Source organism: Pseudoalteromonas denitrificans DSM 6059 (genome assembly GCF_900112265.1).
GTDB lineage: Bacteria > Pseudomonadota > Gammaproteobacteria > Enterobacterales > Alteromonadaceae > Pseudoalteromonas > Pseudoalteromonas denitrificans.
In genome coordinates, this window is record NZ_FOLO01000073.1 from 1 (window position 1) to 22,744 (window position 22,744).

At 34.3% G+C, this 22,744-nt stretch carries 14 protein-coding genes and 1 pseudogene; 12 read left to right on the plus strand and 3 right to left on the minus strand.

Going from position 1 to position 22,744, the window contains the following annotated elements; all coding sequences use genetic code 11:
• Window positions 1–236, minus strand: a pseudogene (locus tag BM088_RS24525) (IS982 family transposase); the annotation flags it as partial.
• 300 nt (window positions 237–536) lie between these two features.
• Between BM088_RS24525 and BM088_RS24530 the strand changes: the two are divergent.
• The 12 genes from BM088_RS24530 to BM088_RS24585 all read left to right on the plus strand — a co-directional run bounded on the left by BM088_RS24530 (window position 537) and on the right by BM088_RS24585 (window position 17,058).
• Window positions 537–1,286: a hypothetical protein gene (locus tag BM088_RS24530; RefSeq protein ID WP_091991145.1), complete on the plus strand. Its 750-nt coding sequence runs from the start codon at window positions 537–539 to the stop codon at window positions 1,284–1,286.
• Between the two features lie 78 nt (window positions 1,287–1,364).
• On the plus strand, window positions 1,365–2,186 hold the full coding sequence (locus BM088_RS24535) for an SDR family NAD(P)-dependent oxidoreductase (protein ID WP_091991148.1): 822 nt from the start codon (window positions 1,365–1,367) through the stop codon (window positions 2,184–2,186).
• Between the two features lie 195 nt (window positions 2,187–2,381).
• Window positions 2,382–5,315, plus strand: coding sequence for a hypothetical protein (locus BM088_RS24540; RefSeq protein ID WP_091991150.1), 2,934 nt, complete (start codon window positions 2,382–2,384; stop codon window positions 5,313–5,315).
• Between the two features lie 102 nt (window positions 5,316–5,417).
• Window positions 5,418–6,899, plus strand: coding sequence for a hypothetical protein (locus tag BM088_RS24545; protein WP_091991153.1), 1,482 nt, complete (start codon window positions 5,418–5,420; stop codon window positions 6,897–6,899).
• A 176-nt stretch (window positions 6,900–7,075) separates the two neighbouring features.
• The gene (locus tag BM088_RS24550) at window positions 7,076–8,884 is read left to right on the plus strand and encodes an alpha-amylase family protein (RefSeq protein ID WP_091991175.1); all 1,809 of its coding nucleotides are present in this window, start codon (window positions 7,076–7,078) and stop codon (window positions 8,882–8,884) included.
• Window positions 8,874–10,361: an MFS transporter gene (locus BM088_RS24555; protein ID WP_425439334.1), complete on the plus strand. Its 1,488-nt coding sequence runs from the start codon at window positions 8,874–8,876 to the stop codon at window positions 10,359–10,361. Before BM088_RS24550 ends, BM088_RS24555 begins: the two co-directional genes overlap by 11 nt.
• 13 nt (window positions 10,362–10,374) lie before the next feature.
• Window positions 10,375–12,834 (plus strand): glucan 1,4-alpha-glucosidase, encoded by a 2,460-nt coding sequence (locus tag BM088_RS24560; RefSeq protein WP_091991158.1) that lies wholly within the window; start codon window positions 10,375–10,377, stop codon window positions 12,832–12,834.
• Between the two features lie 86 nt (window positions 12,835–12,920).
• On the plus strand, window positions 12,921–13,754 hold the full coding sequence (locus BM088_RS24565; RefSeq protein ID WP_245763914.1) for an ABC transporter permease subunit: 834 nt from the start codon (window positions 12,921–12,923) through the stop codon (window positions 13,752–13,754).
• Entirely contained in the window at window positions 13,751–14,668 is a 918-nt protein-coding gene (locus tag BM088_RS24570; RefSeq protein WP_091991160.1) for an ABC transporter ATP-binding protein, read from the plus strand. The genes BM088_RS24565 and BM088_RS24570 overlap by 4 nt, the downstream gene beginning before the upstream one ends.
• The gene (locus BM088_RS24575; RefSeq protein ID WP_177208168.1) at window positions 14,646–15,647 is read left to right on the plus strand and encodes a phosphotransferase family protein; all 1,002 of its coding nucleotides are present in this window, start codon (window positions 14,646–14,648) and stop codon (window positions 15,645–15,647) included. The genes BM088_RS24570 and BM088_RS24575 overlap by 23 nt, the downstream gene beginning before the upstream one ends.
• 44 nt (window positions 15,648–15,691) lie before the next feature.
• Window positions 15,692–16,066 (plus strand): PH domain-containing protein, encoded by a 375-nt coding sequence (locus BM088_RS24580; RefSeq protein WP_091991164.1) that lies wholly within the window; start codon window positions 15,692–15,694, stop codon window positions 16,064–16,066.
• A gap of 209 nt (window positions 16,067–16,275) precedes the next feature.
• Window positions 16,276–17,058 (plus strand): putative porin, encoded by a 783-nt coding sequence (locus tag BM088_RS24585; RefSeq protein ID WP_091991167.1) that lies wholly within the window; start codon window positions 16,276–16,278, stop codon window positions 17,056–17,058.
• Window positions 17,059–17,119: 61 nt separating this feature from the next.
• Here the strand turns inward: BM088_RS24585 and BM088_RS24590 are convergent, their stop codons facing one another.
• Together BM088_RS24590 and BM088_RS24595 are read right to left on the minus strand one after the other, a co-directional pair.
• On the minus strand, window positions 17,120–20,215 hold the full coding sequence (locus BM088_RS24590) for a TonB-dependent receptor (RefSeq protein ID WP_091991170.1): 3,096 nt from the start codon (window positions 20,213–20,215) through the stop codon (window positions 17,120–17,122).
• 439 nt (window positions 20,216–20,654) lie between these two features.
• A complete protein-coding gene (locus BM088_RS24595) occupies window positions 20,655–22,496 on the minus strand; it encodes a M2 family metallopeptidase (protein ID WP_091991172.1) in 1,842 nt (613 codons plus the stop codon).
• Window positions 22,497–22,744 lie beyond the last annotated feature (248 nt).

Genomic DNA, 22,744 nt, shown 5'->3' on the forward strand with positions numbered 1-22,744 from the left:
AATTGAGGGAAATACTCCCCCCAATATCGTCTGACCAGACCAATATAAAAGTTCTTGAAATCACGATGATTTGACTGATGAAAAGCAATCATAATAGTCATACATTCACTTGTAGACATTTTCGAACTGCGCCTACGCTTTTTAGTGCCATCAGAGATTAATAGCGCTTCCCATTCGGGTAAAAATTGATGACAAAAATCATCGACATCGCAAAAAATTTCAATTAGTTTATTCATCTGCCCACCGTTATGCTTTCAAATCGTTCTTAGTCGAAAGATCTGATCGCTAGGTGGGCAATAAGTTCACTTCTTATCCAGAATTCAGGTTATATAAATGCATTTTTCAGGCAAAGATTATGCCTCATTATTTTGATCAAATATTCTACACTTAATTAAATAAACCTTTTACTAACAGTTTGTTAACTTTTCTATTCACTGATACAAACCGATACAATTTATGAATCTAATAATACAAAACACTGTGCTAACATCCCCGGAATCGGAAACATAGAATTTATAATATTAAATGGAATAGTGATGACCTTATTTAAATACTCAATAGCAGCTCTTAGCTTATTAGCCGTAACTGCGTGTTCTACAGAAGAAACAGAATCAAAGAACATTAAAACGACTGCGATTTGGGTTGATATGAAAATTGAATCAAATGGAAGTCGATCTCGCGTTGTTGCTGAATTAAATGTAGGTGGTATTAACGGTACAAATGTTTCTCTTAGTTCAGGAGATGAAATCATCACCTCAGTATTTGGCCAGTCTAAAACATTAAAAAAAGATACGGATTTATTGGATATTGATTATCAGGGCTATTTTGATATAACCTCAGATAATAGTTTATTTAACATTGCATTAAAACGTAAAAATGAAACAGATGCATTGCAATCAGAAGTTGAATTACCATTGAATTTTTCAATTCATTCACCTGTAAAGAAAGATCATTTTTCAGTAAATCAGAATGTTGTAGTGAGTTGGGATGGGTTATCAGCTACTAAATCTATTGATTTAGACCTTACAAGTACATGCGTAGATAAAAGTAACAACTCTGTTTCAAGTACACACAGCCAAAAAGTGACTGATGATGGAAGTCATGTACTGGCATTATCGAGTTTAGAGATGTTTAAAAATAAAGAGCTAAATAAAAATAAAAATTGTAATTTTAAAATAGAATTAAAACGTAAAAATATTGGTAAAATAGACTCTGCTTTTAAGTCTGGCAGTAGTATTACTGCATCGCAGATTAGAAATGTTAAAGATATCAGTATAAATATTTAGTGAAAAAGTAAAAAACGAATATCTATTATTTTTAAATCTATGTTAATTTATTAAAAATAATTAACTGGACTAATTTAAATGAAACATAGATTTCATAATAAAACGGTAATCATAACGGGAGCTTCGGCAGGGGTCGGGGCTTCGACTGCACGTGCTTTTGCAGCGCTTGGCGCAAACCTTGTATTAATAGCCCGAGGTCAAGAAGCACTTGATAAAATTGATAGTGAACTTAAGAAAATAACCCAAGTATTGACATTTGCAATGAATGTTACGGATACAAAAATGTGTATTCATATGCTTGAGCAAACACATCTGCATTTTGGTTCTATTGATATTCTAATTAATAATGCAGGTTATCATGCTCGTGGTAATGTTGAAGACAACCAAGCAGAACAGCTGGCTTCTATGGTTGATGTTAACCTAAGAGCACCCATTGAATTATCTCGCTTAACTTTACCTTATATGCGACAGGAAAAAACTGGAGCAATTGTTAATGTTGGTTCTCTTGCTGGTAGAACTCCATTACAAGGGGCTGCGACTTATTCAGCAACAAAAGCAGGCTTACGGGCTTTTACATATTCATTGGCTGATGAATTACGCACTACAGGTATTTCTATAGGTTTAGTATCACCGGGCCCCATTGATACTGGTTTTATTATGGATGAGCTGGATGATGTTGAAGATATTGTTTTTTCGCAACCTCTCAGTACATCAGATCAAGTTGCTGATGCGGTTTTAGAGATCGCACTAGGAAAGCAAGTTGAAATATCTTTGCCCAAATCGAGTGGTTATTTAACTATGGTTTCTTATTTATCTCCTAAGTTAAGAAGGCTTTTAAGGCCCTATTTATATAAAAAAGGGCGTAAAGCAAAAGAGATATACAGAAAGTTAAAAAGTTAGTTTCTTTGTCTAGGTGATAGTTATATTGAATGGTTTAAGCCATCTATGATTTATTTTAATATGGTAGTATCTTTCGTATTTTTTAAGCCAGTCATAGAATCAATATTTTTAATTCAAATGAATACGTATGTATTAGTTTTGAGTTATTAAACCAACAGATTAGTATTTATTTTATTTTGATAAAGAAAATATTCTATGACATCCGCATCTAACTTATACAAAATACTGTTTGTATGTTTATTGATTTTTTTTCTAGGCAGTTTAGAGGCTTGTCATATAAGAAATGAGAAGTCAGATAATCAATCTTTATATTTACGAGGGTCATTTAACGGTTGGGGCATTAATCATGTTTTTAACAAAAAATCTCCTGGTATTTTTACTACAAAAATTGAAGTGACACCCGGTAATTATAGTTTTAAAGTTGCGTCTGATAACTGGACTATTGAGTATGTAATTAATCCTTATGAAAATGAAATTATAATTTTCAATAAAACTTATATATTAACCAAAGCAAAAGCTTCGGAAGATTCTTTTTTAGCATTAAAAACGGGATCTTATTTATTCACTTTAGATTTAACAGACAAAAAACAAGCCAAAATTACTGTTAAAAAGTTAGCATTAAAAGTCATCCAAAAGATTGACCCTCATAAAAATAGTCAAACTAAATTAACTCATTTATATTCCACTTTTGATCATAAAAATGAAGTTGTAACGTATTCTGTTGATGATGAAAGTGAAAAATATAGAACGTATATTCATTCTAGCAGTATGTCTTTACGAGACCCAGGACAAGAGTTTAGTAAATACACTGAGCTTGAAAATCAGCCATTAGTTCGAAGTGGTAATCTGGAGTTTGATGCTTTATTTGCACTTGCAATTAATGAAATGAAATTATTAAGTGTCAGTAATATAAGCGATGGAAATTATGATAGTGGTAAAAAAATAGCCTGTGAATGTTTTAAAACAGGTGAGAAATGGGCTTATGTGTGGACACGTGATTTATCTTATGCTGCTGACTTGAGTTTAGCTTTATTAGATCCAATTCGCGTAAAAAATGCGCTCAATTTTAAAACCTCACATTATAGAAAAGGTATAAAATCCCCACATTTTTCAAATAAGAAAGAAAGTGGCCTTCAAATTATTCAAGACACAGGTAGCGGTGGTAGCTGGCCTATTAGCACAGACCGAATAACATGGGCTTTTGCGGCTGAAGAAGTGCTAAAAAACCTTGTTGGCGATGAGAAAAAGCAGTTTTCAAAACGTGTATTAATCGTTTTGAAAAATACTATAGAAAATGACAGACTAGCTGCTTTTGATGAAATGGACGGATTATACACAGGTGAGCAATCATTTTTAGATTGGCGAGAGCAAACTTATGCAACTTGGATTGTTAAAGACTTATCTTCAATGGCGACATCAAAGGCATTATCAACTAATGCAGGGCACTATCTGGCACTCATTTTAGCGAGTAAATTATCAATTGAACAGGGTGATATTTTATTAGGTCAAAAATATCAAAAATGGGCTCAAAAATTAAAGAAAGCAATTAACCATAAATTTTGGCTTGAAGACGCTGGCATGTACTCTAGTTTAGTTTCGGGACATTTTGATAAAGCAGCTTTGTATAAATTTGATTGGTTAGGTCAATCTTTAGCTGTGATCACGGGGATTGCTGAAAATGAGCGAGCCCAAAAAACACTCGCTAATTACCCCCATGGGCCTATGGGGGCTCCAGTAATATTTCCACAGCAAGCTCAGATCCCTATCTATCATAATCGTGCTATCTGGCCTTTTGTGACAGCTTATGGTTTAAAGGCTGCGAACAAAATAGGTCAAGTTTCAGTTGCTGATGCCGCATATAATACGCTTATTAGGGGTGCTGCACTTAATATGTCAAATATGGAAAATTTAGAATGGTTATCGGGGCAGCCTATGTTACTTGATAGTAATCAACCTGAATTATCAGGTCCTGTAATTAATTCTAAATATCAGCTATGGTCTGTTGCCGCTTATTTAAACATGGTTATTGAAAACATTTTTGGTGTGAGTTTAGAAAATGAGAAATTGCTTCTAAAGCCTTTTATTACAAAAAAACTTCATGAAACGTTTTTTAAAAACCAAACTGTGATTGAGCTAAAAGATTTGAAAATAAAAGGCAAAAACATTAATTTAAAAATTTTACTGCCTAAACTTGGTTCACACACTGGTTTTTACCAAATTTCATCAATTCATTTAAATGGAAAAAAAATTAATTCAGACATTGTTTTTTCAAAGTTAAAAAGTAACAACCAAATTAAAATCATTTTAGGTAAGCTTAGATTAGGACAAAATGAAATAAATATGGTTCATGCAAATCCATATGAACAAAGCCCCAAAGTATTTTCACCTTTAGAACCGAAAATCAGTGATGTTAAAATTAAGGGGGAGATAGTTAACTTAATGATTTCAAAGCACGACTTAGCTAATAATAATGAAAAAATACGCTATAACTTATATCGTAATGGCAAACGTGTGGCTGAAAATTTATTGGCTGGTATATATCAAGATCATTATTTAAAAAATAGACCTGTCTGTTATGCCCTTGAAGCTATAAATACCTTTGGTAATCGCTCCCATCATAGTAAGCCTGTATGTATCGACAAAGGCATTGAAATTTTAGTAAATGACAAACGGGTGAACAGCAATGTTGAAAAATCTATGTATGATAAACAACAGCCCGTAATCCTTAATTGGGGTAAAGCGAATGACACACTGATCATTGATAGTATTGAAATAAAAAAAAGTAAAAATTATGCAATTCAAGTTAAATACCACAATGATTCAAATGTTATAGGGCAAGGGATCACTGCAGGTGTGAAAGTATTAACTGTATTTGATAATCAAAATCAGATAATAAAACAAGGAATAGTACAGCTTCCTCATACACAAGTTAAAGAACTTGATCTGCCGTTGGCATACTCAACACCGCTTACAACACACCTGAATGTTGGAAATTACCGTATTGAATTAACCGACTTTTATAATATGAGTTATTTGACAAGTAATGATGCATTTACAGGGAAAGGTGGTGAAAATGGTGCTGTTAATCAATTTGATTTTTATGGTTTGAGACTTTTACCCATTCAATAAATTAGTGTGTTACTTTTATGGATCTTATAACTCATTAAATTCACATTCTAGCCGATATAGTAAATTAACTTGAGTAAATTCATTACAAGGAGTTGTATTGAAATGAAAATTGATAATTATCGGCTTGATATGCAGACGAGCATTACGGATTTTTCTAAAAAGCTTCAAAAAATACAAATAAATACAGTCCAAACAAATAATACAGAGCAGCAACAAGGGATCTCAAGAATAACAGCCGATAAAACGCAATATTCATATACTGCGCGAGAGTTAGCTGCAACTAGTGTAAAACAGCTTTCAACATCAAATGTTTTGGATAAAGATGGCCAGTTAAATACTGTGAGTCATGAAAGTCACCTTGAGCAATTAATATCAAATCTGATGGTTCAAAAGTTAACCCTTTCAAATATAAATTTTGATAATGAGTTAGATTTATCCTTAGAGCAATCGCTAGATATCACTCAAAATTCAGATACACCAGTTAATACCCAGCTTGATAATCAAATCTCGCAACCTTCTAATACAGAAGTTGCAGCATTTGAATTTTCTTCAAATTTTATTGAATATGAAACGCAAAAAATGCATTTTCAGGCTCAGGGGGAAGTGACTTTGGAAGATGGACGTGCGATAGATTTCAATTTGTCATTATCTATGAATAGGGAATATTTTAAACAAGAAGTCTTAGAGGTATCTAAAACGAGTGTTCCACTGACTTACGATCCTTTGGTATTAGATTTAGCAGGTAATGGGCCTAGTTTTAGTCAAATGAAATTTGATTTTGATATTAATAATGATGGCCAAAATGAAAACTTAGCGTTTCTTGGTCAAGGCTCAGGTTTTTTAGTGTTAGATAAAAATCAAGATGGGCGTATTAATAATGGATCTGAATTGTTTGGAGGTGTTTCTGGACAAGGTTTTAAAGAGTTGGCGGTACATGATGAAGACGGAAATATGTGGATTGATGAAAATGATGCTGTTTTTGAGAAATTACAAATTTGGCATTTAGATGATAATGGTGAAAAACAGCTTATTTCTTTAAAAGATGCCGGAGTCGGGGCTATATATTTAGGCAGTAATGATAATGGCTTTACGCTAAAAGATTCACATAATAATGCGTTAGGTACAATACAAAAATCTGGGGTGTTTTTAAAAGAAGATGGTCAGGTGTCAAGTATTAGTCAGTTTGACTTAAGTTCCCAGGATGGTTTAAAAACTGGATTAAACTCCAATTTTGATTCTATTGAAACAAAACATAATATGATTCAAAAGCAAAATGAATTAAATCGCTTTGTATCTTGGTTTGGTTCAGAAGAAACTTTAGCCAAAATTGACTTTTTAATTGAGAAATTTGAAGCCAAAAAATTAGAGGGTGTGAGTGCGCTTCAAGAGCAAAATAAATCTGAAACAGTTCAAGAAGAAATAGAAGAACCAGTATTTGATTTTTTAAAAGCACAATTAGACAGGGCACAGAAAAATTTAGATGAATTGAAAAAACAATTTAATACTGAAGATTCTGAAATTGGTATTAAATTTAGCCATATGTCTGATTTAGTGGCGATGTTAAAATCTTTAAAAGAAGATTAATTGTGTTGAATACGTATGCAAGGCATTTTAGTCAGCAGAGGTTCAGATTACTATTTTGATATAACTCACATCAGGTTTATAAAGTGACGTATCAAAAAATATTAAAAGAATCGAAACTTATACTTAAGTTACTTAGTATCGCTATTGCTTTAGGTCTTTTATCGTCTTGTCAAAATATGTTTAATGCTAAAAAAATGCATATTAAAGAAGATGAAAAACCTGTCATTTATCAGGTTTTCACTCGTTTATTTGGCAATCAAAATACCATGAATAAACCTTGGGGAACAAAATCAGAAAATGGTGTTGGTAAATTTTCAGACTTTAATGACAAAGCATTATCTGAAATTAAAGCGCTAGGCATTAGCCATATTTGGTATACAGGTGTATTGCATCATGCTGTGATTGGTGATTATTCTCAATATGGTATTAAATTGGATGATCCTGATATTGTAAAAGGCCGCGCTGGTTCTCCCTATGCAATTAAAGATTATTACAATGTTAACCCGGATCTCGCTATCAACCCTGAAAGTCGATTAAATGAATTTGAAAGTTTAATTCAGCGCACACATCAACATGATATGAAAGTGATTATTGACATTGTGCCCAATCATATTGCACGAAATTATCACTCTTTATCAAATCCACAAGGTATTACAGACTTTGGAGAATTTGATGATACATCTGTTGAGTACGATAAAAATAATAATTTTTATTATGTCGTGGGTGAAGATTTTAAAGTGCCAAAAGCAGTTAATAATTATCAAGCTTTATCTGGTGAAAAACATATATTAAGTGATGGGACATTTTTTGAATCTCCTGCTAAATGGACAGGTAATGGAAGCCGTAAAGCACAACCTAACTTTAATGATTGGTATGAAACGGTAAAAGTGAATTATGGTATTAAGCCCGATGGTAGTTATGATTTTGTAAATTTGCCATCAGGTTATGAGCACTTGAATTATCAATCACACTATGACTTTTGGCAAAAACAAGACTTACCCAATAGCTGGTACAAGTTTAGAGACATCGCTTATTACTGGTTAGATAAAGGGGTTGATGGTTTTAGATATGATATGGCAGAAATGGTGCCAGTTGAATTTTGGAGCTTTTTAAATTCTTCTATCAAAGTTAAAAATCCAGAAGCATTTATTCTTGCAGAGGTTTACAACCCTGCTTTATACCGGTCTTTTATTCATTTAGGTAAAATGGATTACCTTTACGATAAAGTCGATTTTTACGATACCTTAAAAGCCATAATGCAAGGTAAACAAGGTGCTCAAACCTTATTTACTGCACATCAAAAGACTGCTGATATTTCAGATCATATGCTGCACTTTTTAGAAAATCATGATGAGCAACGCATTGCTAGCCCTGAATTTGTAGGTGATGCTAATAAAGGCAAGCCTGCAATGGTGGTATCGAGTTTAATTAGTAAGTCACCTACATTGCTCTATTTTGCACAAGAAGTTGGTGAGGATGGATCTGAAAATGCTGGATTTGGTAAGCCTAGTCGTACGAGTATTTTTGATTACATAGGAGTACCTGCACAGCAAAGGTGGGTGAATAAAGGAAAATTTGATGGTGGGTTATTAACGGCATCAGAACAAAAGCTTAGAGTATTTTATGGTGACATATTGCGCATGTCAAAAAAAAATGTTTTTGCCAAAGGAGACTTTTCAGCGCTAGAAGTACACACTAAATACGTTAATGATAAAGAATCATTACTTGCTTTTACACGTTTCACTGAAAATGAAATATATTTAATAATCAATCAATTTGATGAAAAAAATACAGCACTTGAAGTGGTGGTATCCAATCAAATAATAAAAAAATGGCAGTTAGCTGATGGGCAGTATTCATTAGCAGATCAACTATCTGGAAATACCAATATGCTCTTAGTGAAAAATGGTCAAGGTTTAATAAATCTAACAATACCGCCACTTGGGTCTTTGGTTTATAAAATGAGACAACATAATGAAAAATAAACCCCCGTTAAGCTTTTGGCAGATTTGGAATGTCAGTTTTGGTTTTTTAGGTGTGCAATTTGGTTTTGCTTTACAAAATGCTAATGTCAGTAGGATCCTATCGGATTTAGGTGCTGACTTACACTCATTATCATTATTTTGGTTAGTCGCGCCTATTATGGGCTTGCTTATTCAACCTTTAGTTGGTGCTGCATCTGATCGCACTTGGAATCGTTTTGGCAGGCGCAATCCATATATTTTATTGGGGGCTATTTGCGCAACTTTAGGTATGTTATTGATGCCAAATGCACCATTATTTGTTGCTTTTATTACCCCTATGTTATTTGGAGCCATGATGTTAGCTGTAATGGATGCTTCTTTTAATATTGCTTTTCAGCCATTTCGTGCGCTTGTATCTGATATGGTCCCTGATAAACAAATGAATCAGGGTTACGCTATACAGGCATTTTTGATCAATATAGGTGCTGTCGTTGGATCTATTTTACCTTTTGTTTTAACAAATGTGGTTGGTCTTGAAAATACATCAAAAGCGGGCAGTATTGCACCTTCAGTTGTATGGGCATTCTATATTGGTGCAAGCGTTTTGCTAGGCACAGTGCTTTGGACTGTATTTAGAACAAAAGAGTACTCACCAAAAGAATATTATAAATTTAAAGGAATGGATTCAGAAACTGTTGCCAAAGAGCAGGCTAAAAATAAAACGCTTGTTGAAACACTTAAAGGTTTCTTGGGTTTATTGAAGTCTATGCCCAAAGTTATGAAGCGTCTGGCTGTAGTTCAATTTTTCTCTTGGTTTGCTTTGTTCATTATGTGGGTTTATACCATGCCAGCTATTGCACAGCATATATGGGGAATTGACGTTAAATGGTTTGACCCTATCTATATTAAATCTGTAGGGGGTGTGCCACACAATATTGCCCAGGCTAAAGGTGCTGCGGGTGATTGGGTTGGTATTTTATTTGCAGCTTATTCTTTATTTGCTGCTTTTTTCTCAATTTTTTTAGCAAAATTAGCAAACACACTAGGACGTAAACTTGTTTATTCAGTGTCTTTATTTGCTGGTGGTATTGGCTATTTAAGTTTTATGCTCATTTCCAATTCTGAACCTACTTTAGTTAATTTACTCATTACTGAAATAGTGGTGCCACAAGGTGCTGTATCTTTGTTTATTCCTATGATAGGTGTTGGTATTGCTTGGTCGGCAATTTTAGCGATGCCTTATGCTATTTTAGCGGGTTCTTTACCTGCAAATAAAACAGGTGTTTATATGGGCATATTTAATTTTACAATTGCAGCACCGCAAATTATATCGGGTATTTTTGCCGGTTGGGTTTTAAGTCGTGTTTTTGAAAACCAGGCAATTAATATCATCATGCTTGCGGGAGGCTCTATGGTGTTGGGGGCAATTTCGGTGATATTTATAAAAGAAAGTACAAGTGAAACAATAGAGCAAAACATTATTGAAGTGGCGAAATAAAAAGAGAATCATTATGAATAAATTAAATAAAATCACTTTTATTTTTTTAGCTGCAATTGGTATCAATACAATTGGGTGTAGTGAAAATATTGCGGTTCAAAAAGATCTAGAGAAAAAAAGCTTAAACTCTAAAACAAGTCAAAATGAAATAGCACCAGGTGCCCCCGGTGAAGTGCCATATTGGGCTTATGCAGGTAAAAATGGCATTGGCACATCTTATGAGCAGTATCTTAATGGTGTCTATTCAAATGAGGCTGTAACAAAGTCGGTTTCAAAAGTATGGTTCTCATTAGCCCAAGGTGTGATCACAGAAACCATGTTTGGCTTAATTCATCAAGCTCAAATAAAAGAAATGCAGTTTATTGTTTCAGGTCAAATTGCTGGCGAAGACTTTGTTGCGACAGAGCTTGAAGATACAAATAGTACCATTGAATATTTACATCAGGATAAAATGGGCAGGCCCTTATCTTTAGCTTACAAGGTAACTAATACAGATAAACTAGGCCGATTCGAAATTGAAAAACATATTTTCACAGACCCTGATCATAATACCTTATTTGTGCGTAGTTATTTTAAGTCGTTTAAGGGGGAGTTAACGGCATATGTTTCGGTTAATCCTTATGTTGATAATAGCGGCATAGGTGATAGTGCAAAAGTGGATGGTGATGCTTTAATTGCTTGGGAAATGGATAACTTTGTAAGTTTAACAGCCAGTAAACCTTTCAAAGCTAAGTCAGTTGGTTTTATAGGCACTTCTGATGGACTTTCAGATTTAAAAAACAATTACAAGCTCGATCATCAATACCTTTCTACAGGAGATAAGAAGGGCAATGTAGGATTATTCGCTGAGCTTGGTCAGTTTAATGCTAAAACACAATTTGATCTTGCTTTAGGCTTTGGAAAAACACAAAAAATGAGTTTAAGTGCAGCAAGTAACTCACTGGAAATAGGATATAAACAAGTCTTAGCTAATTTTAATGGTGAAGGTGAGGCTGTAGGTTGGCAAGATTATATTGAAAATTTAATGCCGCTTAAAAAAATGTATGCCAATACTGCTGATAATGGCAAATTATTAAATACCAGCGCTATGGTATTAAAGGCTCAAGAAGACAAAACCCATGCCGGTGCTGTGATTGCTTCATTATCAAATCCTTGGGGAGATACAGCAAATGCTTCAAAAGGCTCTACTGGATATAAAGCTGTTTGGGTACGAGACTTTTATCAAGTTGCAATGGCATTTATGGCTTTAGGTGACCCTCAAACAGCAAAAACGGCATTTGAATATTTAATTAAAGTTCAAGTCACAGAAAATACGCCGGGTAACAAAGGTGATACTGGCTGGTTTTTACAAAAAACCCATGTTGATGGCAAGTTAGAATGGGTTGGAGTGCAATTAGATCAAACAGCTATGCCTATTATGTTAGCTTGGAAGTTATCTCAAGCAGGAATTTTATCTGAGGATGAATTAAAAAATTGGTATCAGGAAATGCTAAAACCTGCTGCAGATTTTTTAGTTAATGGTGGTTTGGCTAAAATTTTATGGAATGATATACAAATAGTACCGCCAATCACACAGCAAGAACGCTGGGAAGAACAAAGTGGATATTCCCCTTCGACTACGGCAGCCATTATTGCTGGGCTTGTTAGTGCGTATAAAATTGCGAACATATCGGGTGATGAAATAAACGCTGATAAATATTTAGCAACTGCAAAGAAATACTCAGCAGATATTGAGCCAAGTATGTTTACCACACAAGGCAATATTAAAAAGGAAAATGGTCAATATTATTTTCGTTTAGGGCAAGACAAAGATGCTAATAGCAATACAAAATTAAATTCAAATAACGGTCGTGTGGGTTTAAACAAAAAAGAAATATTAGATGGGGGCTTTTTAGAGCTTGTTCGTTATGGTGTGCGTTCTGCTGATGACTCGGCTATTTTAGATACTTTGGCTGAATTTGATGATGAAACATTAACAGAAAACTTACGTATTAAATACAGTTTTACCTTTGACGATACTGCGGGTACTTTTCCGGGTTGGCGACGTTATGGAAATGATGGCTATGGTGAAGATCAAATTAATGGTCAAAATTATGCCCAAGGGGGTAAAAATACACCAGGTCAACGAGGTCGAGTATGGCCATTTTTCACCGGTGAACGAGGCCATTTTGAATTAGCAAGCTTGTTGGTAAATGATAAAAACCCAACAATTGAACAAATTGAATCATTAAAAAACACTTATGTAAAAGGTATGGAGCTGTTTGCTAATGACGGCATGATGTTACCTGAGCAGGTTTGGGATAATATTGGTGTCAATCCTAAAAATTACACTTTTGGTGAGGGAACAAATTCGGCAACGCCTTTGGCATGGACACATGCAGAATATGTGAAGCTGGTACGTTCTTTGACACAAAAACAAGTATGGGACCATTATCCGATTGTTACTCAAATGCTCAAAACTAAAAAACTGTAATTTACATCATTATTTACAAAAGAAAGCTCGCTATTTTATTGTACTGATATTAGGGTAAACAAAACAATAAAATAGAGTGCTTTCATTTGTTATCCCCACATCACTTTCAGTTAAACATTTGGCGTATTTGGGCGCTGATAAAATTTGAATTAATACGTTTATTTTTTACCAAACGTGGCATGTTAGCTGTTTTAGCTTTTGCAACAGCATGGTTTATTATTTTGTATTATCCTGTTAACTCAGCGGTGAGCATAGTATCGTCTGAAGGTTTTAAAGATATGGCCAAGCAAATGTTTGGTGTTTTAGGTTTATCTGAATTACTTAATTGGCCAGTATCTGAATTGGCACTTTATTGGTTGATAGCTATTTATTCATTTCCAGTATTTGCATTAATAGCTTCAAGTGACCAAACCTGCGCCGATAGAACCCGTGGCACATTGAGATTTATATCCCTTAGAGCAAGTCGAAATGAAATATTGTTTGGCCGTTTTTTAGGTCAGGTATTGATTATCTCAACTTTAATTTTATTAACTTTATTAGCAACTGTGGTAATGGCAACCTGGCGTGATACGAGTTTGTTTATTCCAGCTTTAACTAAATCTTTATATTTATTTAAAGAATTATTGATTGCTGTATTACCTTTTATTGCTCTGATGGCATTTTTTAATAGTTTTTTACGCTCAGCTAAGCTGACAGCAGTGATCACTCTATTATTTTTTGGTTTAGGATCAATTTTTATTTCAATTTTAGAGTATCAAGCTCCCATCGCTATTCATCTTAATTATTTGTTTCCTGGTATGCAACTTGACGCCGTTGTTGGTCAACAAGGTTTAGATATGAGCCATTATGTTATTCCTTTAATACAAACGGTCGCTTATCTAACACTTGCCAGCATTTTTATGAAAAGGAGTGCGTTATGAGTATTGAACAAGGTAATAACTTAATTAAAGTTTCGAATGTAAATAAACTATTTCCTTCAAAACAAGCGCTTAAAAATGTTTCTTTTGAAATTAATCAAGGTGCCCCCGTTGCTTTAGTTGGCCCAAATGGGGCCGGTAAAACGACTTTATTTAGTATTTTATGTGGTTATATTCAACAAACTTCAGGTGAAGTTTCTATCATGGGACATAAGCCCGGCAGTGCTGCAACTTTTGGGAATTTGGCTGCACTACCACAAGATGCACAGCTAGATCCTCGATTTTCTATTGCACATCAATTAAAGTTTTACGGTCAGTTACAGGGGTTTAATCGTAAAAAAAGTGAATATGAAGCTGAGCGCACACTTGATTTAGTCGGTTTAAAAGAAGTATTAAACGAAAAGCCAGGGGCTTTGTCTCATGGTATGCGAAAAAGAGTTACGATAGCACAGGCATTAATTGGTGAACCAAAAATTGTCATGCTTGATGAAGCAACCGCAGGACTCGACCCTTTACATGCAAGAGAGATCAGAGAACTGGTAGCGAGTTTATCAGGCAATACTACCTTTATTTTAAGCTCTCATGACTTAAGTGAGTTAGAACGATTATGTCAGCAGGTTTTGTATTTAGAAAATGGTGTTTTAAAAGAGCATCAAACTTTAGCAAATGAAGTTGACTTATCTTACATTACTTTAAGAATGGCAAATGTGATACCTGACTTTGAACAGGTTTTAAAATCGATTTCACAAATTAGTGATGTAAAAAATACCCAAGATAAAGAATATTTAATTAGCGTCACACCCAATGAAAATACTTTGCCAATAGATATTCAAATTTTACAGTTATGCCATGATAAGAATTGGCAGTACAGACAAATGATTAATGGAAAAACACTTGAAAACCAACTTTTTAGCTAAATATGAAAATGCATTAGTATTACCTGAAAACCCAGACTATGACTTAGCCTGCGACATAATAGACTATTTAGATTTTGATTTTTGGCAACCTTTAGCAGAACGATTAGCCAACCAACATGATTTAACTTTTACGCACTGTGAAAGAGTAAGCGAGGGCGCTAACCCTGTTTTTATTTTTGAGGGCGATGAAAAGTTCATTTTAAAATTAGTACCGCCTAATTGGTCTCAGCAAGCGGTGGCTGAAATTGCGGCCTTGTCTTTATTTGATGGTGTGGATATCGAATTAGATGTGCCAAAGTTGATGCTTTATGGTAAATATCGTAACTGGGATTATATTTTTATGAGCTTTGTTGAAGGGGAGATATTATCTAATATTTTAACTGATATAACAAAAAAAGAAAAAATAGACATCGCTTTTCAGTTAGGCCAGTTCTCAAAAGTATTACATGGGTTAGATGTTCCTAATTTACCCGAAATTACTTTAAATTGGTCTGAGTTTTTAGATACACAATTAAAAAATGTTTTTAATAAACGTCAAAAACAAGGCTTGATAGAACCTTTTCTAAGCGATTTAATACCCTATTTAGATTCAATTAATATTGAACATAAAATAAATAAAAATTGTTTTATCCATACTGATTTACACCCAGGTAATTTACTTGTAGAACGTACTCAAAATGGGGTGAAGTTGTCTGGTATTATTGATTTTGGTGATGCGGTTGTATGCCCAGATCCTGTATTTGAATTTACATCCCCGGGATTATTGTTGGCTCTGTCGGATAAAGACGTTTTTGAAAGTTATTTAAAAGGTTATGAATATTGTTTAGATAAACCACAAAACTTAGTAGAACAATGCATGGCATTATCTTTATTGCGCCATACTGGAGAATTGAACTATATTCTCAATACAGTACCAAATGCAGCACAAGCTAAAAACTGGGCTGAAGCAGAGGCTTTACTTTTTCCAGTGAGTTTATAAATTTAAAGAAATTAACATACATGAGAATATAAAAGGAAATTAACATGGGACTCTTAAGTGGATTACTTGGTAATGCCAGCGAAGTAGATAGTGATGACTTAGATAAAGTACTAGGTGATAGCCTCATAGAGGGCGAGCAAATAGAAAAAGCCTATAAAGTTATTCGCGATATGTTTGTATTCACCAATAAACGTTTGATATTGGTTGATAAGCAAGGTGTTACTGGATCTAAGGTTGAATTACTTACTATACCTTATAGTAAAATTACAAAATTCAGTAAAGAAAGTGCAGGGCATTTCGATTTAGACTCTGAACTTAAAATTTGGATTGGCTCAGAGCTTGAACCTTTGACCAGAGAATTTAAGGCTGGTGACAATATAAATGATGTCTATAAAATATTAAGCCAGTTTGTATTATAAATATACAAGATAGCGAGTTAGTAGGCTAGTCTGTTAACTTGCTCATTTAAAAATAAATAATTTATTACAATTTCAAACAGTTAAAAGTTTCCTTAGAGTAAATATTCTGTTTATGATGCGTTCCGAATTTAAATGTACCAAGGTCGGTACGTATACAATCAGGAATGTATAAAATGAAACTAAACCGTCTAGCAGTTTTAATCTGAACTGTGCTTCTCCCTACAACTTCTGTGATAGCCGCAGAATATCAATCTTTTTCAGACGTGAGTTATAGCCGATTTGACGCCAAGCATTCACATTCAAATTTTTATGGCGTGAGTACTAGGTACTTTTTAGACAAAAGAGCGTCTTTAGGTCCTTTAAATGAATTTGAGTATATTAATACAATTTCAAATGTTTCAGGACATTATTCACATAGCGATAATAGCGATCGTTACAATGTGGCGGGGGAGTTATTTTTAAATGACTTTGTTATTGGAGGTGGATATTCTTACACCGATTATGACTCCAGTTTTATTAATGACAGTGAAAAACACTACAATGCTAATCTGGGTTATTTAATATCAGAAAACTTCATTGTACATGCAAATGCGGGTAAAGTGGATGGTGGCAAAACGAATTACAATTTTTCATCATCTTATAATCATCAGTTAAATGATAAAGATTATATTGGCTTTACTTTTAACACAGATGATGATTTTGACTACCGTCATTTATCATCAAAGTATTATAAATCACTTGAAGGTGGTCAATATTTAACTTTAGGCTTAAATTATCAGAATCATCGAGATTCAGACAATTATTTATCAGGAAATATAAACTTTTATTTTAATGAAAAAACGTCAGTTTTTGCTGGTTATGATAATTATACGTTTGGCGCAGAATACTTCTTTAATAATAACTATTCTTTGAATGCAAGGTACCAATCAAATGCATCAAGTCACCTCAGTGATCTTGATATTTACTCAGTGAATTTTACAGCGCAATTTTAGAGTATACTAAAAATAAAAAAACCAGTCACTTGACTGGTTTTTATTTTTTTAATTAGCTCAATTAGAATGCGTATTTAATACCTAAACGAATTTCCCAAAGAGAAGGCTTTGTTTCTACGCTGGTACCAGCTGGGTTATGGAATGTTTTATAAACATATTGATCATTCACAACTTCAGCTGTGATAGCACGCTGCATACTGTCACCACGTTTCAATACACCCCAATCATCATTTAAGAAGTTACCTACGTTTTTAATAATAAAGTAAGCAGCTCCTTTATGATTGTCATTGAAGCCGGCAAATTCTTGCTCCAATTTAACATCAAATGTAACCCACCAATCACCGTCAATGCTATTACGGTCCATTATCTCACCGCGTTTTAAGCCTTCACTTTCAATCCAGCTATTAAATGCTGCGATATCTGCATCACTCATGTCGTAAGTGACTTTAGAGTCGTTTTCAAGTGGTACATATAATAATTGACGGTCTTCATCATTAAAGCCTAAACCACGTGTATTCCCTGAAAAGGTATATGAATAGGGGTTAGTTTGACTTGCCTGACCAAACAGGTTGAACTTGGTTTTGTATCCTGCAAAATATTCATGACTATAACTTACATTTAGCGTGAACCTATGCGGTATTTCATAATCTGAAGTACTCAGCTCTGGATTTTCAGGATCGACGACTGCAATTTTGTGATAGTTTGAAAAAGCGACAGAGTTTGTCATAGGATGAATATCTTTTGATACTGTATAGGCATAAGATGCGCCAACATCAATTCCTATATCAAAAGATTTATTTACAGCAAATGATAATACATGAGAATAGGCGTCTTCACCGTCAACATTTGTTAATAAGAAATCAGATTTGAATTTATGATTAACACTGTCATAAACAGGTCTGCCATCAGGGGCGGTACCTACATTCTTATCTGCTAAGTTACTTACTAGTGCTGAATCTTGTTTATCTGTATATAAGTAATCTAAGTTAAAGATGTAATCAGATTCTGTGATATAAGTTGCACCTAATGATAATTTCCATTCTGAAGGAATATCAAAATCAGGATCTGTGACATTAGTGCTATCATCGGCAGTGCCTTGACCTACTTCGTTATATAAACCTACCGGAATATCATAACCTGGACGACCTGAATCATTAAATGCAATTGCATCAGGACCTAAGATTTGTACGTTTCTTTGGTTTTCTTGGATATTTCGAATACCGTCATTTGAGTAGCTATTAGAGATCCATACATTTGGATTACCACCAGAGTATAATCCTATACCACCACGTAGCTCTAACTGGTCGCTATATACCCAGTTAATACCTAAGCGTGGTTGTAACAAACTAACCCCATCAAGGTTTTGTTGGTTAGAAAATCCATAACGCTCATAAAAATTACCATTAAAAGTGGGTAAATCATCACTGGTGTACCAATCATAACGCAGACCAAAAGTAATGGTCATATCATAATCAATAAAATCAAATTTATCTTGTGCATATACAGTATTGAGTGCATATTTGAACTCACCTGCAGCATCCACTGGGTTATGTGAACTGGCATTACCATAATAAATTCGGGCAGCAATACCATTGTCAAAATCTTCTATCGAACTGAAACGATATTCACCTTCATTGTGCTGTACAAACATGTTGAATACATCTAATTCTTCACGCTCATAACCAAAAGATAACTCGTGATCTCCCAGGTAATAACTACCTGCAAATTTAAGTGACAAATTATCGTATTTAAGTTTGTTTGCTTGACGAGAATCATCAGGGCCTAGATATACATCACCTTGATCAGTTTGGATGCGAAACTCACCAAAACCTGAAGCATTATCAAGTGAAATTTGGCGGTTATCTAGTTTTGAATACCCAACTCGTACTTCAGTTGAAAAATCATCGGTCCAGTTTGAATAAATAGACGTCACATATGATTGTAATTCTGCACCACGCTCATAAAAATGATTAGATAAAGATAAGCGACTTGAACTTGAGTCTGATTGGCTTAATGTAAATCCATCATTGTAGTTGTATACAAAGCTGGCTCTGTGATCGTCGTTAATATTCCAATCAAGTTTAACTAATAACTTCTCATCATCAACTGGTAGGCTTGACACTAAACTACCAGGATCATAATCATATTTTGTTTTAGTTATATCGATAATGCGATCAACAGTTGCTTGAGTTACTTTATCGGCGCCAAAAGCATTATATTCAAATACTTGTGAGCCTTCTAATTTTTCATAAGAAGCAAATAAAAATAGTTTATCTTTAATTAAAGGCATACCAAAGTTGAAACCATAACGTTTCTCGTCATAATTACCGGTATCTTTTGGAACACCTTCAATTTTATCACCCGCTAATGCATCGCTTGTGTAATCAACAAAAAGGCCACCTTTGAGCTCGTTGGTACCAGACTTAGACACTGCGTTAATATTACATGATGTAAAACCACCGTATTGAACATCAAAAGGTGCCAATTCTACAGCTACTTGGTCTATGGCATCAAATGAAAATGGCATGCGTTCAGTTGGATAACCATTATTGTTTAAACCAAAATTATCGTTCATGCGAACGCCATCTAAGGTCAAGCTATTAAATTTTGGGTTACCACCTGCACATTGAATTGCACCGCTGTTTGCTTCATCAACATATATACGAGGATCTGCGCGTACGATATCTTTAATATCACGGTTTACTGAAGGGCGGTTTTCTATATCACTTAAGCTAAAGTGAGTCGCAGGTCCTGTGCCACCTGATTGCACTGAAATAGGACGACCTGTTACGACTATTTGCTCCATAGTAGATTTAGTATTTAACTGAACTTTAACCGGGTAAGTTTTGCCCAAAGTCAAAAATATATTATCTACAACAGTATCTTCAAACTGATCTGAATCAACAACTATCTTATATGGACCACCAACACGTAAACCTTTTGCGTTAAAAGTACCAGAAGCATTTACAGTTGTTTTTTTTACTGAGCCTGATGGTACATGCATAATTGTGATTTCAGTACCAACAGCTGGGCTACCATTTGGTCCTGTAATATGGCCTTTAAGTGCTGAAGCAGTATCATTAGCAAAGGCATTTACTGAGCCAAGGCTAACGGCAATTGCTAGTGGAAGTATTTTTTTGCGTAATTGCATTTTCATTTTTTAGTTTCCCGTGTAACTAAAGCGTGTCATTGATTTTGTTGTATTAGAAATTCAGCTTGTCAAACTTTTATGACAGTTTTAAGAATAATAGTCAAAAATTGTATGATTTGTTTGAATTTCATGATGTTTTAATTATTTGATTTAACAAAAAATATAAAATTGACGCTATTTTTTGTTGATTGTTAACGTAATATTCGTTTATTAACAATTACTTAAATATTTAAAACTAAACATATTGTTACATAATGTGATTGTATGTAACTGATTGGATGGGTATTTTATAGAATTTTTACTCTATTGAATAGAGTCTTATTGTAATTGATTTGATTTTTAAGAAAGTAAATTGTATAACTTTTTATATTTTTATCGCTAGTAATAACAATTAGATAGAAATGCCAGATTATAAAACCTGGCATTTTTGTAACTTATTTAACAACTACCAACCACATTGGCGGCCTTTGTTTTGTTCATCTAAGTATTTTTTAAGCGGTGCAAAGTACTCTAAAATAGCAGTGGCATCCATTTGAGGTTTACCTGTAACAACAGCCAAAGCTTCTTGCCAAGTCTTGCTTGAGCCTAGCTCTAACATTTCATTTAAGCGTTTGCCTGCTTCTTTTGAGTTATATACTGAACATCTGTGTATCGCTTCTTTATTTCCTGCAATTTCACATAAAGATTTATGGAATTGGAACTGAAGGATATGTGCTAGGAAATAGCGAGTATAAGGTGTATTTCCTGGTACGTGATATTTAGCACCTGGATCAAAATCATTTTCAGTACGCTCAATGGGTGCTCTAACACCTTGGTATTTTTCGCGTAAATCCCACCAAGCTTTATTGTAGTTCTCTGGTGCTACTTCACCAGAGAATACTTGCCAGCGCCATTGATCAACCATTAAACCAAATGGAATAAATGCAATTTTATCCATTGCCATTTTCATTAACAGACCTAAATCTTTAGATTCATCTGGCACTTTATCTAATAAGCCAATTTCTTTTAAGTATCCAGGTGTTACAGATAGTGCGATAGTATCTCCAATCGCTTCATGGAAACCATCATTGGCACTTTCTTGGTAATATAATGGTTGGTTTTTGTAAGCGCGTTGGTAGAAGTTGTGTCCTAATTCGTGATGAATTACTGAGAATTCTTCGCCTGTGCGCTGAATACACATTTTAATGCGTAAATCGTCTTTTGAATCTATATCCCATGCAGAGGCATGACATTGCACATCTCTGTCTTTAGGTTTTGTGAATAAAGAACGTTCATAAAAAGTTTCTGGTAATGCATCAAAACCCATAGACGTAAAGAATTTTTCAGCGCCTCTGACCATTTGAACTTCGTCATAGTCATGTTTAGCGAGTAACTCAGTAACGTCATAACCTGGATCTGCATTTTCAGGTGCAACTAGCTCATATATATTGCCCCAGCTTTGTGCCCACATGTTACCTAATAAATGAGCTGGAATTGCTTGGTTTTGAGGTACTTTTTCTTCACCGTATTTATCGCCTAATTTAGCACGAACATGACAATGAAGAGAATCATATAATGGTTTTACCTGTCCCCAAACTCTGTCTAATTCTTTGGCGAAATCATCAGCTGGCATATCATATTTACTACGCCACATAGCACCTGTATCGGCATAACCAAACTCTTTAGCGCCTTCATTTGTTAACGCCACTTGTTTTTCATATAGTGGGCGCATAGGTTTAGATACTTGACGCCAGCCTTGCCATAAATCTAATAATTCATCGTAATCACGACTGGTCGCCATTTTAGCCGTCATATCGCCTAGGCTTAAACACTCTGCGCCTTCTTTACAGTACTTACCTTTACCGTACAAACCGCCTAATTGCGCAACAAGTTGAGATAACTGCGCTGTTTTTTCTGCATCTTGCGGTGCAGGCAAGGTCAGTGCTAACTTTAACTTATCTAGTTTTCGGCGACTATCTGCATCTAATGTTATTTTATTAAATTTAGTTGCTTCGTTGGCTAAACGCACAACGGTTTCGGTCATCTTACGATTAACTTCTGCCGATAATTGTGAAGTATCTTCTGTTATAAAGTTGGCATAAATCCATTCAGCGCGGCTTGCTTCAAGATATAAAGCAACCAGTTCTTTTTCAGTGGACGCTAAAAATTGTTTTGCGTCAGCTGCAGTAATTTTTTTAACGATATTTGTTGTTGGTTTTTGAGCATCATCATTATTACATGCCGTTAGCATTAAAGCACCAGCAACCATAATAGCTGTGATGCTTGGTTTAAATATTTTTGTTTTCATTATTAACCCTAAAATTGTATATTTTGATCGCGGCTATCATAACAGTGTGGCTAGATTTGGTAAATTACCTTGTTTGAAAATTAAAGAGGTATAGAGTAACTAATAAATAAATCATAAATTTATCGTTTTTTGCTAGGGGCTGTTGATCTTTGTTTGAATTTTGTGCGTAAGTGACAATCTCGTATAATTCACTTCGCCAAAACCAAACTAAACGAGATTGTCATGCCCCGATTAATGCTCACTGATGA

Coding starts and splice junctions, on each gene's coding strand:
- BM088_RS24535 (WP_091991148.1), top strand. CDS start 1,365: ATGAAACATAGATTTCATAATAAAACGGTAATCATAACGGGAGCTTCG.
- BM088_RS24530 (WP_091991145.1), top strand. CDS start 537: ATGACCTTATTTAAATACTCAATAGCAGCTCTTAGCTTATTAGCCGTA.
- BM088_RS24560 (WP_091991158.1), top strand. CDS start 10,375: ATGAATAAATTAAATAAAATCACTTTTATTTTTTTAGCTGCAATTGGT.
- BM088_RS24540 (WP_091991150.1), top strand. CDS start 2,382: ATGACATCCGCATCTAACTTATACAAAATACTGTTTGTATGTTTATTG.
- BM088_RS24580 (WP_091991164.1), top strand. CDS start 15,692: ATGGGACTCTTAAGTGGATTACTTGGTAATGCCAGCGAAGTAGATAGT.
- BM088_RS24570 (WP_091991160.1), top strand. CDS start 13,751: ATGAGTATTGAACAAGGTAATAACTTAATTAAAGTTTCGAATGTAAAT.
- BM088_RS24595 (WP_091991172.1), bottom strand. CDS start 22,496: ATGAAAACAAAAATATTTAAACCAAGCATCACAGCTATTATGGTTGCT.
- BM088_RS24555 (WP_425439334.1), top strand. CDS start 8,874: ATGAAAAATAAACCCCCGTTAAGCTTTTGGCAGATTTGGAATGTCAGT.
- BM088_RS24590 (WP_091991170.1), bottom strand. CDS start 20,215: ATGAAAATGCAATTACGCAAAAAAATACTTCCACTAGCAATTGCCGTT.
- BM088_RS24550 (WP_091991175.1), top strand. CDS start 7,076: ATGTTTAATGCTAAAAAAATGCATATTAAAGAAGATGAAAAACCTGTC.
- BM088_RS24545 (WP_091991153.1), top strand. CDS start 5,418: ATGAAAATTGATAATTATCGGCTTGATATGCAGACGAGCATTACGGAT.